At 48.3% G+C, this 13,767-nt stretch carries 11 protein-coding genes; 9 read left to right on the plus strand and 2 right to left on the minus strand.

All coding sequences use genetic code 11. The features are described from left to right. The first annotated feature begins 170 nt into the window (after positions 1 to 170). From BQ7117_RS01525 to BQ7117_RS01560, 6 genes are all read left to right on the plus strand, one after another. Complete coding sequence (locus BQ7117_RS01525; RefSeq protein WP_237563031.1) at positions 171 to 887, plus strand: CYTH domain-containing protein; 717 nt, start codon at positions 171 to 173, stop codon at positions 885 to 887. A 439-nt stretch (positions 888 to 1,326) separates the two neighbouring features. Continuing rightward, positions 1,327 to 2,145 carry a DUF4261 domain-containing protein gene (locus BQ7117_RS01530; RefSeq protein ID WP_073995889.1) on the plus strand — a complete coding sequence of 273 codons (819 nt, stop codon included), beginning with the start codon at positions 1,327 to 1,329 and terminating at the stop codon, positions 2,143 to 2,145. Between the two features lie 29 nt (positions 2,146 to 2,174). Further along, complete coding sequence (locus BQ7117_RS01535) at positions 2,175 to 2,474, plus strand: GNAT family N-acetyltransferase (protein WP_084789805.1); 300 nt, start codon at positions 2,175 to 2,177, stop codon at positions 2,472 to 2,474. A gap of 213 nt (positions 2,475 to 2,687) precedes the next feature. After that, a complete protein-coding gene (locus tag BQ7117_RS01545) occupies positions 2,688 to 3,434 on the plus strand; it encodes a queuosine precursor transporter (RefSeq protein ID WP_073995891.1) in 747 nt (248 codons plus the stop codon). 17 nt (positions 3,435 to 3,451) lie between these two features. Next, positions 3,452 to 4,699, plus strand: coding sequence for a tRNA guanosine(34) transglycosylase Tgt (gene tgt / locus BQ7117_RS01550; protein ID WP_073995892.1), 1,248 nt, complete (start codon positions 3,452 to 3,454; stop codon positions 4,697 to 4,699). 146 nt (positions 4,700 to 4,845) lie between these two features. Next, on the plus strand, positions 4,846 to 6,114 hold the full coding sequence (locus tag BQ7117_RS01560; RefSeq protein ID WP_084789807.1) for a dicarboxylate/amino acid:cation symporter: 1,269 nt from the start codon (positions 4,846 to 4,848) through the stop codon (positions 6,112 to 6,114). 47 nt (positions 6,115 to 6,161) lie between these two features. Here the strand turns inward: BQ7117_RS01560 and BQ7117_RS01565 are convergent, their stop codons facing one another. After that, positions 6,162 to 7,514 (minus strand): DUF1444 domain-containing protein, encoded by a 1,353-nt coding sequence (locus tag BQ7117_RS01565; RefSeq protein WP_084789808.1) that lies wholly within the window; start codon positions 7,512 to 7,514, stop codon positions 6,162 to 6,164. Between the two features lie 117 nt (positions 7,515 to 7,631). Here BQ7117_RS01565 and BQ7117_RS01570 point away from each other — a divergent pair, with 117 nt between their 5' ends. Next, complete coding sequence (locus BQ7117_RS01570; RefSeq protein ID WP_073995894.1) at positions 7,632 to 8,300, plus strand: TetR/AcrR family transcriptional regulator; 669 nt, start codon at positions 7,632 to 7,634, stop codon at positions 8,298 to 8,300. A 52-nt stretch (positions 8,301 to 8,352) separates the two neighbouring features. Next, positions 8,353 to 9,324, plus strand: coding sequence for a diaminopimelate dehydrogenase (locus tag BQ7117_RS01575; protein ID WP_073995895.1), 972 nt, complete (start codon positions 8,353 to 8,355; stop codon positions 9,322 to 9,324). 28 nt (positions 9,325 to 9,352) lie between these two features. On the opposite strand, the gene BQ7117_RS01580 is transcribed toward BQ7117_RS01575, so the two are convergent. After that, a complete protein-coding gene (locus BQ7117_RS01580; RefSeq protein ID WP_073995896.1) occupies positions 9,353 to 10,726 on the minus strand; it encodes an alpha/beta hydrolase in 1,374 nt (457 codons plus the stop codon). Between the two features lie 89 nt (positions 10,727 to 10,815). Here BQ7117_RS01580 and mprF point away from each other — a divergent pair, with 89 nt between their 5' ends. Next, complete coding sequence (mprF, locus tag BQ7117_RS01585; RefSeq protein ID WP_161939409.1) at positions 10,816 to 13,572, plus strand: bifunctional lysylphosphatidylglycerol flippase/synthetase MprF; 2,757 nt, start codon at positions 10,816 to 10,818, stop codon at positions 13,570 to 13,572. The last annotated feature ends 195 nt before the right edge of the window (positions 13,573 to 13,767 follow it).

The raw sequence follows: 13,767 nt of genomic DNA on the forward strand, positions 1-13,767 counted from the left end.
AGAGGGGGAGAGGGGGAGAGAGGGAGAGAGGGAGGGTAGATTGCTCTTCTGCGGGTGTTATATTTCGCAAGGTAAAAAGGGAAGGCTATTCTGGGGAGGGAAGAGTGTAAGCAGGTAAAGCATAAGCAGTAAAAGCACAAGCGGGTAAGAGTACAAGCAGGGGATTGAGTATGGATATTTCGGGTATGCCTTTAGGCAACTATGACGAATATGCAGATTTAACTGCCAGCGGGCGCGCAGAGTTCCCTTTTGAATTTGAAAGAAAATTCTGGGTGGAGCAGCTGCCGGCCGAGGTGCTTCAGCACGGTTCGCAGCAAATTATTTTGCAATCTTATGTATTCGCAGAGGCTGGTTATGCTATTCGAGTGCGGCTCGCTTTCCGTGCCGCTACTTTTGAAAAGTTTGTATTTCCAGAGTTTGACGCCCGCTCTGATCTGGTAGGTGCCTATGAGCGACGGGTATTGGCGGAACTCTTGGCGGAGGATTTCGTAGAACATAGTGTGGCCAGTACTTTAGCCGTAAAATCTCCTCCCGTCAGCGGGGAACGCTACGAATTAGAGACGGAGATAAATCAAGACGTAGCGGTGCAGATTTTGCAGCGCTCGGCAAACTTAGTGGTAAAAAAGCGTTATTCACTGTGGATGCAAGAAGATGGCTGGGAGTTTGACGTCTTTTATGGCCAGAATCAGGGATTAATCGTGGCGGAATGTGAACGCACTTCTCCGGTCACTAACCTAGAGATTCCTGATTTCTGCCGCACCGAAGTGACGGGAGATTTGCGCTTTACAAATGATTATCTTTCCAAAGAGCCGTGGTTGGAGTGGGATACTGCTTTTCGTACGGAGCTAGCCCAGCGCGGCCCGCGTTTCTTAGATTTTTCTGCCTGAAATTACTGCCGCCTCTAGGCGATTTTCAAACGGCTATTTTCTTAGCAGCTTTTTGGCACGCCGTTTTTCGGAGAAATAGTTTTTCTTAGAAAGGTTTTCGAAAATATTGTGCGCCTAGACTGAGCGCTAAGATTGCACTCTTTTTTAATAATTATGAAAATTAACGGAATAATGCGGGTAAATAGGAAGAAATGCTTAGACGTGGTAAATTAGGGGTACAAACTAAATCTCAAGATTCTCTTTCCTTTCCTTAGGAAAGTAGTAATCGCAGGCAGTGTGGCGTTTTATCGGGTGAGTGGTAAAAATGCTGGTATTGCCAGACCGGCGGGGGTTTGCTGTGCTCTTGCCGGTCTTTTTTATTGCGCAATTTACTGCCGTAGTTTACTGGCATAAATTTCCATCTTATTAGCGTAAGTTTCCATGGGCTAAAATACGTAGTATGGAACAGCTCGGCATATCGGCGCTACATCCGCGCGCTCCGGAAATTTTTTCATATGTGGCACTTTTTTCTGCCCCGATAGATTTAGATCGCGTCTTAGAACAGCTCAATGCCCTCTGGGGATTAGATATTTCCGGTCGGTGGCAGCAGGTGCCCGCCGGAGAAAATCATCCGGCCGGAAGTATCCTCGATTTTACGTGGCAAGGTGTACACGTGGCTATGAGCCCAGTAAACATCCCCTTGACCTTAGAAAAGGCGCAGCTCCCAGAACATGTATTTCAAGTCCCCGTCACTCTCTATGCTCCGGCTAAAGAGGCTGCTGCGGGAGAACTAGCAAATGAAAGTGCTTTTCTTACCCAAATTCCTGAAATTCGCCGGCGGAAACGTATGTTAAGTGCCCACTTCGCCGCCACGCAGTTGGCGGATGCACTTATGCGCGAAGCCGCTGCAGTGGGAATTTTCCGTTCTGAAATGGGAATAGTGCAGCCTCCACAGATGGTAACGGAATTAAGTGGATTGCTGCGTGCCGGTAAAATTCCCCTCCCCCTTTGGATAAATATCCGTACCCAAGAAATCGATCTCAGCTGGGGGCGTACCTACGGTTTACCGCTCTTCGGGCATCTTGATATGGAAATTCGCGAAACTCCGAAATCTGCCTCCGCCGTCTATCAAATACTTGCAGAGATTGCTAATTATCTTATTAGCGGTGAATCCTACCTCTTACCTGGGCAAACTTTAGAAAGTGGTGGAGAAAAAATGGCGATTACAGAAGAGGTATCGCCAGTAGATAAGCAAACCGTGATAAGAATACTTACTTAATATAAGAAGGAATAAAAGGAGAAGCAGGTATGGAAAAAGCAGTAGCTAAGCCGGAATATCGCATTGTGCACAACGAACCCGCCGGGCAGTGGGAAGTAAAGCTAACGGATGGAGAAATTATTGGTTATCTCAGCTATGAGTATCTAGATGATTCCATTATTTTTACTCATACGTCTCTTCGGCAAGAATATCGAGGGCAGGGAATTGCGCGCGATTTAGTGCAGCAGGCGCTCGCCTATGAAGAAGAATTGGGAGAGCATACTATCGTGCCGGCCTGCTCCTACGTGAAGAAAGTTTACGGAGGTTCTGTGGCAGCCAGCGCCGAGTAAAATTGCGCGGAAAATTTACTGAGAATGCGCGCGAAAAATCCGGAGAGAAATTTGCGGAAACCTGCGCGAAAAATCTGAGTTTACCGGCTGGCTTGCCGGCGGCAAATTTCCCGTTTAGAATTCTTAACGCAAGAGCCTCGGTGGTGGCAGCGCCAGGCGAAAATTCGCAGTCTGCGATTTTAGAGAAAATTTATGTACACCACCGGAGGGATTATGGGTAAGTTAAAATTTTTGCCAGCAGCAGTTCGGCAGTACTCCATGTACGATATTTTTGCCGTATTTTTTGTATCTTTTCTGCTTATATCGAATATCGGCGCCACGAAATTAATCGGAATAGGCCCGCTAGTATTTGACGGCGGAGCTATTCTCTTCCCTTTTACCTACATAATCGGTGATATTCTTTCGGAAGTTTATGGATTCAAAAAAGCCAGCCGCGCTATTTTTCTCGGGTTTTTCGTATCTATCTTGGCTTCCTGCATATTCTGGTTAGTTATCTGGGCGCCGGCAGATCCTTCCTATACGGGGCAAGCTGCTTTCACCGCGGTATTGGGGGTAGTGCCGCGTTTTGTGGTCGCTTCGCTTTGCGGATACCTGGTGGGGCAATTACTCAATTCCTGGGTGCTGGTGCGCATAAAAAATAATTTCGGCAACGATAAGCTTTGGATTCGTCTTATTAGCTCCACAGCGGTGGGAGAACTAGCTGATACGGCACTTTTCTGCATAATCGCGTGGATTGGGGTAATCAATTGGGGTACCATCCTCAACCTGCTCTTTACCGGCTATATCTACAAAGTAGTGATAGAGGTAGTGCTCTTGCCTATTACTTATTTAGTAATTGCAGCTGTGAAGCGCTACGAAGTGAGCTACCAGCAAGAATCCACATCTGCATCGGCTCCGGCAAATGCGGGAGAAGCAGATGTAAAAAAGCTGGGAAATAAAGGAGAAGCAGCTAGTAAATAAAAGCAGCGGCGGTAAAAATGGCATTTGAAATAATTTCGCGGCTCGCTCCGGCAGCTGGTAAGAAAAAATCTCTCGGGCGTACCGGCGTAATTCATACTCCGCATGGAGATATTCAGACGCCGGCTTTTATACCGGTGGGTACGAAAGCGAGTGTAAAAGCAGTACTACCCGAATCTATTGCCGCTACCGGTGCCCAAGCAGTACTCGCTAATGCTTACCACCTTTACCTGCAGCCGGGCGCAGAAATTCTCGATGCAGCCGGTGGATTGGGAAAGTTTATGAACTGGCCGGGGCCTACTTACACTGACTCGGGCGGTTTTCAAGTGATGAGCTTAGGGGCTGGATTCAAGAAAGTACTTTCCGAAGAATTCTCTGGAAAGACGGTAGCTGATGATGCCACTGCCGCTAATAAAGAACGTTTAGCTAATGTAGATGCGGATGGAGTCTGGTTTCGCTCGCATCTTAACGGAGTCCGCCACCGTTTCACTCCAGAAATCTCGATGCAGATTCAACATCAACTCGGCGCAGATATTATTTTTGCTTTCGATGAGTTGACTACTTTACTTAATTCTCGGCGCTATCAGGAAGAATCTCTGGAGCGTACGCGCTTGTGGGCGGAACGTTGCCTCGCGGCACATAAAAAATTGACGGAGGAGCGGGTCGGTAAACCTTATCAGCAGCTCTTTGGAGTGATTCAAGGTGCACAGTATGAAGATTTACGCCGAAAAGCGGCGCGCGATCTAGGAAAAATGTGTATTGAAGGGCAGTCTTTTGATGGTTTTGGTATCGGCGGAGCTTTAGAAAAAGAGAATCTAGGGCGTATAGTCGGATGGGTTTGCGAGGAGTTGCCAGAAGAAAAAGCGCGGCATTTATTGGGAATTTCCGAGCCAGATGATATTTTCCGGGCAGTTGAAGCGGGAATCGATACTTTCGATTGCGTAAATCCTTCGCGGGTCGCCCGTAACTCTGCTATCTATAGCCCTTATGGAAGATTCAACGTGACGCGTGCGGAATTCAAAGCTGATTTTTCGCCGGTAGTGGAGGGTTGTGCCTGCTACACCTGCACCCACTACTCTAAAGCTTATTTGCGCCACCTCTTCAAGGCGAAAGAGATGCTCAGCTCGACTCTCGCCACTATTCACAACGAATACTTCACTGTGCAACTGGTGGAAAACGTGCGGAAAGCTATAGAGGGCGGCTACTATTGGGACTTTAAAACTAGAACCTTAGCGAATTTTTATGGGGAGCGCTCATTTTCGCATTAAAGACGTATTTTTCCGAAAAATAATTTCCGTTTTTCCTGCAGATAGTTGTAAGCTTGTGCCATATTTGTGCTTAACGCCAGTGTTAAGCCGCGCAGCACAGCTGCAAAAATATAAGAAACTTCCGGATAATGGGGAGGAAGAAGTATATGGTTAATGAGCAGAAAGAAAAAGTCAGCTTTTGGAAGCATATGCTGCGAACACTGCTCTTTTGGGTAGTTTTGGCAATAATCTTAGGTGCTCTGCTCGGGCAGATATTGCCAACGTGGGCGATTGTACCTTTTGCTACCTTTAACGATATTTTTGGAAAATTCCTTTCTTTCGTAGTTCCATTGATTATTACTGGCCTGGTGACGCCGGCAATTTTCGATCTGGGAAAGAGCGGTGGTAAGTGGCTGCTAGTCACAGTAGTGATTGCTTATAGCTCCACAATGGTGGCCGGTTTCGGCACCTGGGGAATAGCTAGCCTGCTCTATCCTTCGCTGCTGAGTGGTCAGCAAGTGCCTGACCTAGCTACTCCGGAAAATGCGGTCGCTTCCCTTATGGATCCTTCTTTCACCATTGATCCAGTCTTTGGGGTAATGACGGCTCTGGTACTGGCTTTTGTGCTTGGTCTAGGAATGACGGCTGCGCGAGCAGAAAAATTAATGAATATCTTCCGGGAATTCCGGGAGCTAATCATGATTGTGATTACGAAAGCAATTGTGCCGCTCCTGCCGCTACACGTATTTGGCATTTTCTTGAATATGTCGAAATCCGGCCAGTTCGTAGACGTAATCGTGGTAATGGCGAAAGTAATTGTATTTGCGTTTATCCTTACGGTAGTAATGCTACTGCTGCAGTACACGTTGGCGGGAATACTGGCCAAGCGCAACCCGCTTTCCGCACTGTGGGGAATGAGCGATGCTTACTTTACGGCCTTGGGTACGGCTTCTTCTGCTGCCACCATTCCGGTCACCTTGCGGTGCGCCCGAAACAATGGAGTGCAGCCAGCAATTGCTGATTTCGTAGTTCCGCTTTGCGCCACTATTCATTTAGCGGGCTCTACCATTAAGATCACTGCTTTCGCACTAGCTTTGCAGTACATGATGGGAATTACTCCTGATCCGGCCAAGATGACGGCATTTATCTTTATGCTGGGCATCATTATGGTAGCTGCTCCCGGTGTGCCGGGTGGAGCTATTACCGCTGCGCAAGGCGTATTGCAGGGTATTTTGGCTTTCACCGATCCAATGTACGGAATCATGGTAGCTATGTACGTGGCAGTAGACTCCTTCGGTACCGCTACCAATGTGACTGGAGACGGCGCTATCGCGATTATCGTCAATACTCTTGCGAAGGGTTCCTTAGGTACCGGTAGCTCGGCTGCAAAATATGCAGAAGAGAGCGAAGCCTATGCCAAAGGAATTGACGGCTAAATTAATCGAGAGCGTTTCGCCTCGGTAAAAGCAAGAAGGTGAATCGCTCAGATAATACGATCTACGGCTTCCCGGAATTTCGCTAAAGTGGCGGAATCCGGGAAGCCTTTTATTTCCCAGCGCGGTGGCCAGGCATTTTCATCTATTTGGAATCCGTCTGGCCACAGTTCACGGGCAATATGTGCCTGTAAGGCAATATGTACGGGTTCTGCGGTGTCCCACGGATGCGGAGAAGAATCGCGATGAAAAATGAGATACTCCGTATCTGGTACCGAGCCGGTTCCATCTGTAGCATCCCACTGCGCTGCCGTCACTTTTTCACCGGCTGCGGTGGTGTAAAGATCATAAGATTTAAGGCTATTTTCGCTGCTCCAGCGCTCCATATAATTAAGTTGTTCGCGGTAGCTGCGGGAGCGGTAATAATAGCGCAACTCGCTCAGGATTTCGGAGAGCCGGCTCCCCGGTAGTGGCACCCACTCTCGCCAGCCATCAGCTGCGATAGTGTGCGGAAGTGGGTAGACGGCATTTGTGGCCCCCTTCTCAGCGGCGAGCGTGGCAAAAAAATCTGCCAAGTGGGGGTCCTCGCTGAATACAATAAATAAATTGGTGCGGGTGGCCGGCACAAAAAGTGGGATATCGGCGGGGCGATGGATAGATACTTGGGCAGCGAGTTGCTGCATTATCTCCACATCGCAAAACCAAGAAAGCTCGTAGTTGGGTGGATGCAAAATACTGAGCACATCTGCTTCAGCTATTTTCGTGATTCCTATGGCGAGAGCTTGGCGAAAGTTTTCGGCGTCTGGATCTTGCGAATCGGAAAAATCAGTAGATTCTGCGCCGTTTGGTGGAGCATTGAATTCGGCAGGAAGAGCTTGGGTGGTGGTCAGCTGGCGCAAATTTAGCACGGCGGTAGGGAAAATATCCCCACTTTCTACTCCTTCTTCTTCGAGCTGGGAATAATAAATAGGCTGAATAGTATCGGGAAAATCGTGTGCTAATCCCACGGCAATAAAATCGGTGAGCGGCACGTACACCATAGAATCTTCTCCGCGATGGGAGCGCAAAAAATATCCGGCTTCTCGCACTATTGGCATAACTGGAGTATCAGCTTGCGGGGTGCGCCGCGGTGGATTAGTAGAAGTAGCTGCGGGTTCTTTTTCGGCGTTGCCCGCTGGAGAATCTTTTTGGGCATGTTTTATACCGATAGAAATGAGCTGATTGAGCATTTCGGTACGGCGGGCTTGGGTAGCGTTTTTATCCAGAAGAGCCCCGGGGCGGAATGTGAAGGTGCGGCCGTCGCTGAGCAGTATCGAAAGCCGCTCCCCATCTGCAGTAATAAGCGCCTCCTGCAGTTGCGGATGTGCCCGTGCTACTTGCAATGCCCACTCCATAAAGTCCATTCTTTTATTCTTGCAGGTTTTTTCAGCGATGCCTAACGGGGAAAATTTAGGTGGGCCTTCCTCCGCTATTATTTTTAATGAGAAAGCTAGAATAAGGGAGAAAGATAGGGAGGGTAAATGCCGAAAATTTCTGCGTCTACGGTGAAAGAACATCGGGAAAACATGCACGCCCAGCTAATTGATGCGGCGGAGTCTATTCTGCGGCAAAGCGATACAGCGGTATTGACGGCGGGCGCGGTGGCAAAAAAAGTAGGGATTGCCCGTAATTCTATCTATCGCTATGTGACTTCTGTAGATGATTTACGGGATGAAGTAGTAGGAAGATATATGCGCCAATGGAAAGAAAAAGTGGCGCAAAGAGTAGATTCTTTGGCGGCGCCGGAGCAGCAGCTAAAAGAATTTGCGCAAGCAAGTCTAGAGTTGGCAGCGGAAACCGGGCATTCTTGGCTCATGCAGGTGATTCGAGCACGGAAAATGGCCGCTGCGCCCACTATTTCCACCCCAGCGGCTACCGCAAAATTATCTGCTGCGCCGCCGGCTACTTCTAATTCAGATTCAGAGTATTTGCCGGGAAATTTTCATTCTCCACGTATGCAGTATTTTCACCATGGAGTAGTAGCATATGTGCATAGACTTTGGCAGCAAATAGATGCGGAGCGAGCAGATATAAATACACGTCTTACGGCTGCTCTATTGGAGGCAGGAATGAAAGCGCTGGATGAAGGAGACCCCTATTCGCAGGTTGAGGCAGCAGTGCAGAAATCTCTAGCGGGCTTGCTGAAATAGAAATTTTGCGCCAAAGTAAGAGCAAATAAAACTGGGGAATGAGGAGAGCATTATGATTAAAGCGGCAATCAATGGGTACGGTAATTTAGGGCGCGGCGTGGAGCGAGCCTTAGCGCAGGCCAGCGATATGGAATGTGTAGCTATTTTCACGCGGCGCGCTCCAGAGCAAGTTCAGAGCGAGGGAGCTCCGGTATTGCCGCTCGCAGATTTAGATTCCTATGCTGGGAAGCTAGATGTGGTAATAAATTGTGGTGGATCTGCTACCGATCTGCGCCAGCAGACACCGGCGATAGCGGAAAAATTTAATGTAGTTGATTCTTTCGATACTCACGCAAAAATTCCGGCCCATTTTGCCCAGGTGGCAGCGGTTGCTGAAAAGGCCGGCACCACGGCAGTTATCTCTGCTGGCTGGGATCCGGGGCTGTTTTCTCTCCTCCGCGCGCTAGGCGATGCGGTACTGCCGCAGGGAAAAACTACTACATTTTGGGGGCCGGGAGTATCGCAAGGGCATTCAGATGCGATACGTCGTATTCCTGGGGTAGTGGATGCACGCCAATATACTGTGCCGGTAGAAGCTACAGTGGCAGCAGTAAAGGCGGGAGAAGAAGTCGAGCTTACGCCCCGTACGATGCATAAGCGCATCTGCTATGTAGTAGTGGAAGCGGGAGCAGATAAAGAAAAAATTGCGCAGCAGATAGCCACTATGCCGGATTATTTTGCGGATTACGATGTAACTGTAAATTTCCTCAGCGCTGAAGAGCTGCAGGCGGAGCACGGCGGGATTCCGCACGGGGGAATAGTGATTCGCCGCGGTACCACTTCAGAAAATGTGCAGCACGGAATCACTTTTCAGCTGGAATTAGATTCTAATCCGGAATTCACGGGTGCGGCAGCCGTGGCGGTGGCGCGCGCGGCAGTACGGAAAGCGGCGCGGCAGGAGCATGGCGCTTTCACTATTTTTGATTTAACTTTGCAAGATCTCTCGCCCCGTACGGCAGAAGATTTGCGCGCGCATTGGCTCTGATGGTTTGGCAGTGGGCTGTGCCGCTTTCCTAGAGACCGAGTAGATTCAGCAGAGCCGAGATATCCGTTAAACCGCCTACGGTCTGAGTGGAGCGATTTATTAATAAAAGGATTCCTCCCATAAGTGCTGCTGCAAATATCCCGCATTGGAAGTAATTCATAAAGTTTCTTCCTCCGCGGCGAATAATAGTGGTGCTTTCGGGACTAAGGCGGGGCTTATGTAATTGCCGAACGATATAGATGCCCGAGCAGAGAGCTAGGAGTGCAAAAACTCCGAAAATAGACCAAATTCCCAATTTATGGCTTTCCCAGTTATTGGTGAATTCAGAATTATGCACCTTGCCTTGTTCTAAATCAGCTTTCCACGGTAGGGCGCGCGCGAAATCTTTGGCCCACGTCTCCCAATTATGCGCCCCCACTTTGCTGTAGTCAGTGACTACTATATCCTGTGGACGCGCGGTATTTTGCAGATTTTTTAACAGTTGGATAGCTTCTGCATCATCTCCGGCAGCTGTCGCATAGATATTCATAGCCCCGCTTTTTTGCAACATATTGGTGAGCGTATATTCACTTTGTAATTGTGGATTAGTGAGCCCTCCGAGCAACGGGTGGTCATATCCGGAAAATATAAAAGTGCTTCCGAAGGTTTTCGGTTCTTGCATACTGAGTATGCCGGCGCAGTAGGCTCCCGCTGATATCCCGCCAAGCGTCCAATGCTGCGCATCGGTAGCTGCCGGGAAATTGGCTTTAATGAGTTCGGGTATATCGCGGGCAGTCCAAGTGCCGACGGCCGGCCGCCCAGCTATATCTACACAATCAGGAGCTTGCGCATCTGCGTTCAAAAAAGGCATCACTACCAGCAAAGGCGGTATCTTTCCGCTTTGCACCAGCTGAGAAATACCTTTTCCTAATTCTAATTGCTGCGGTACTTTTTCAGGTGCACCGGGGAATCCGTGCAGAAATTCTACTACCGGTAAATTCTGCATTTTTTGCCAGCCGGTAGGTGCCCATACGAATACGCGATTTTCTACTTGTGAATTAGGGCCGCGGAAAGTGGTTTCAAGTAATTCTCCACCTAGATTTTCTGCCCAAATTTGCCGATCAGTTACCTCGGTAAAATCCGCGTGGTAATTAGCTTTTTTTGCCGCCGCTATTGGCACCACATTTCCAGAATCATTACTAGCGGTAATTAAAGAAAATAAACCTCCCCAGGTAGGCACAAATTTCCCTACAAAATTTATACGCGCCGCCACTGTGGAGGTGCCGAGAAGTGCTGCCAATACCAGGCAAAGTAATACTCTTATTTTGTGGCGCTTTGCTAGCTGCCAGGCAGCTAAAGCTACCGCTAGAAGAGTGGCCACTGCGAGAAGTAATAGCAAACGATGCGAAATGAGCGGAATCATACAGCTCCTGACCTGTGAACTGGCTTAAAAACTAGATAAATTCTTCTACACGGTAGTTTATGCCGCTGAATTATTCTACTCTAAAGTACATGAGTGAAGTTGAAGTGGAAATTTCTTCAGCAGCGCTGCCCACCCAAGATTCGGGTCTAATGCGCTTAAAAAAACGCCTAGCTCCGCATAAGCAGCTACTTATCCGCATATTTTACATTGTGATGATTGCGGCAGTTATTTTTGTGGCGCAAGGAGAGCTGCGTTCTATATCTGGAAAAGATATGCAGATGCTTCTGCGTGAGCAGAGCCCAGGGGTAATAATTGGATTCTTATTCCTCGGAATTATCTCTTTTACTGCTACGGGGCTTTATGACGTATTTGCGGCGCGGCATTTTTCCGTACAACTTCCGGTGCGGGAGGCTTTGCGCACGGGCTGGGTCGCGCAGGCTTTCAATAACTTCGCCGGTCTGGGCGGGCTCACCGGCGGCACTATTCGTGCGCGCCGCTACCAGCACGCCGGTGCAGATAAAAAATTAGCACTGCGCATTACTCTCGCAGTTTGGGCAGCTAATTTGCTGGGGCTTTTTTTATTATTGCTCTGCACTCTTCCTCTCGCGGTGCGCTGGGAAGGTGCTTTTGCAATTGTGCCACTCACAGCGGGAATCTATATACCGCTTTATTTCTTCGGTCAGCATATTCGAATCGGTAAAATCGATCTTTCCCGCAGCCTCCTTGCCCAGCAAAATTTTCGGCAAAAATGTGAAATGGCTTTTGGCTCAGTAGTTGATTGGTTGGCTGCAGCCTTATTTTTCTGGGCCTGTCTCCGTATTTTCGCTCCCGAAATCGGGCTCGGTATTACTATCTTTATCTATGTTTCGGCCACGCTCGTCGGATTAATTTCCATGCTTCCCGCGGGGCTCGGTTCTTTCGACGTCACCGTAATTGCTCTTTTCAGTGAAATGGGAGTTAATACGGAAAAGCTCTTGCTGGGAATCATATTATTCCGGATTGCTTATTACGTATTGCCTTGGCTCTTAGCACTGCTAGTGAGCGTAGATGACTTAGCGAGTCGGCGTAACCGGGTATACAGCATAGTGCAGGGTGAAAAAATCATTAATCATCTGCTTTCTTTAGGTATGCTTATCTGCGGTGTAGTGCTGATTGCTTCCACTTTAGTTCCACCTTCTTTGGCGCAAGTCTTTCACTTTTCACAGATTATTCCGCATGCAGTGCGAGTCACTTCTGCTCTTACCAGTATGCTTATTGGAGTATTACTCCTCATACTCTCCGTCGGGCTCCATCGCAGAATTCGCCGTATTTATTGGGCGACGCTCATTCTGCTCCCCGTAGGGGCTATTTCTTGTATTACAAAAGGTTTGCACTACGAAGAAGCAGCTGTTCTTTTTATCTTTGCCGTTTTGCTCTATTTAGCGCGCGATTCTTTTGACGCCGAACCGCTGCGCCTGACCTGGCCTGCCTTCATTATTTCGGCAGCAGTATTTATACTTCTTCCACTTTTGCTCTTAGTGGCGCGCCACGCCGTCATTCAACAGATGGCTCCTTTCTATGTGCGTTTTATTTCTACCGGGCACACCTACTGGTCGCGGGCAGTTTTCTATATTTGTTTAGCTTCGTTGATTGCATTTTTATTGCTTTTTTCGCGTTCAAAGAAACTACTCTTTACGCCGCCGCGCGAGCAGGATATTAGCAAGTTCCAGAATTTTCTTGCGCACTACGGGGACAATACTTATAGCTACCTCTACGCTCTCGGCGACAAAGAAGTTTTCTATAATACGCAGGAAGATATTGCTTTCCTTTACCGCCCTAATCGCGGAGCGCTTATTGTGCTGGGCGATCCGCTCGGAGATAGGGAGGCTTTGCGTGATTCGGTGCGCGTAGAGGAAGCCTTAGCCGAGTTATTTAGTTACGCTGAACAGCATGATATGACGGTAGTTTTCTACGAAATTGCGGGGAAGTTTTTAGAGCCGCTAATTGCGCAAGGCTTGAATATCTTGAAAATCGGCGAAGATGCCTACGTAGATTTGCTTGCTTACTCTAATGTGGGAAATTCCGGAAAAGTATTTCGGCGCATGCGCAATCGCATGAAGCAAAACGGCACTCACTTTGAGATGCTCTACCCACCTTTTTCTGCCGATTTGTTAGCGGAGTTGGCCGAAGTATCGGAATGTTGGTTGGGAGAACGCCATGAAATGGGCTTTTCACTAGGGTATTTCGATAAATATTATTTGAGTAATGGCCCCATCGGAATAGTGCGCAGTGAAAGAAGAATCGAAGGTTTTGCCAATATAGTGCAGGTAGGGCAGGAGATTGCGTCTTTCGATTTAATGCGTTTTCGCCCGGATGCTCCCGGGGGCACTATGGACGGAATTTTGGTTTCCCTTATTGAGTGGGCGAAAGATCAGGGCTATAAGAAATTCAATTTAGGAATGGCTCCACTTTCGGGAGTGGGGCGGCATCGTTATGCGCATCGAATGGAAAAAATTGTGAAATTGATTCACGATTTCGGAGATCGTTTCTATAATTTCCGCGGGTTGTGGGCCTATAAAGAAAAATTTAAGCCGAGTTGGCAGGCGCGTTATTTGGCCTATATTTCCACTAAATCTTTGCCGTCGGTGTTAATTTCTCTGGTCTGGACTATCAATAAAGAAAATCTCCGGGAGAGCACTACGCCGGCGCGGCAATTAATTGCTCGTAATACTTTAGATGCGCGGAGTGTTGCGGCTGCGTTAGATGCGCCAGATACGTCGACCGTATCAACCGCAGCGGGTACGGAAGTTGCGCTTGCTACACCAGCCGCACCAGATACAGTAAATCCGCCACAGGAGCGCAATTAGTTGGATATTTTCGGTACACCGAAAATATGTGACCGATAGCAAAGAAAAATTTATTTACGGCAAGCAGTAAAAAAGCTATCATATATTGAGAACGGTTACTATTACCGAATTCACTATAAATTAGGCTAGCCTAACTTAGGTAACCCTAATAGGGTACGTGGCGAGGTGGTAATCCGCTACCTACTCTTTGAGAAG

The sequence above is a fragment of the Arcanobacterium urinimassiliense genome, assembly GCF_900119495.1.
In the GTDB taxonomy this organism is placed as follows: domain Bacteria; phylum Actinomycetota; class Actinomycetes; order Actinomycetales; family Actinomycetaceae; genus Arcanobacterium_A; species Arcanobacterium_A urinimassiliense.

Bases quoted from the DNA above. Each gene is read 5' to 3' on its own strand.
- BQ7117_RS01525 (WP_237563031.1), top strand. From the start codon at position 171: ATGGATATTTCGGGTATGCCTTTAGGCAACTATGACGAATATGCAGAT.
- BQ7117_RS01530 (WP_073995889.1), top strand. From the start codon at position 1,327: ATGGAACAGCTCGGCATATCGGCGCTACATCCGCGCGCTCCGGAAATT.
- BQ7117_RS01535 (WP_084789805.1), top strand. From the start codon at position 2,175: ATGGAAAAAGCAGTAGCTAAGCCGGAATATCGCATTGTGCACAACGAA.
- BQ7117_RS01545 (WP_073995891.1), top strand. From the start codon at position 2,688: ATGGGTAAGTTAAAATTTTTGCCAGCAGCAGTTCGGCAGTACTCCATG.
- tgt (WP_073995892.1), top strand. From the start codon at position 3,452: ATGGCATTTGAAATAATTTCGCGGCTCGCTCCGGCAGCTGGTAAGAAA.
- BQ7117_RS01560 (WP_084789807.1), top strand. From the start codon at position 4,846: ATGGTTAATGAGCAGAAAGAAAAAGTCAGCTTTTGGAAGCATATGCTG.
- BQ7117_RS01565 (WP_084789808.1), bottom strand. From the start codon at position 7,514: ATGGACTTTATGGAGTGGGCATTGCAAGTAGCACGGGCACATCCGCAA.
- BQ7117_RS01570 (WP_073995894.1), top strand. From the start codon at position 7,632: ATGCCGAAAATTTCTGCGTCTACGGTGAAAGAACATCGGGAAAACATG.
- BQ7117_RS01575 (WP_073995895.1), top strand. From the start codon at position 8,353: ATGATTAAAGCGGCAATCAATGGGTACGGTAATTTAGGGCGCGGCGTG.
- BQ7117_RS01580 (WP_073995896.1), bottom strand. From the start codon at position 10,726: ATGATTCCGCTCATTTCGCATCGTTTGCTATTACTTCTCGCAGTGGCC.
- mprF (WP_161939409.1), top strand. From the start codon at position 10,816: ATGAGTGAAGTTGAAGTGGAAATTTCTTCAGCAGCGCTGCCCACCCAA.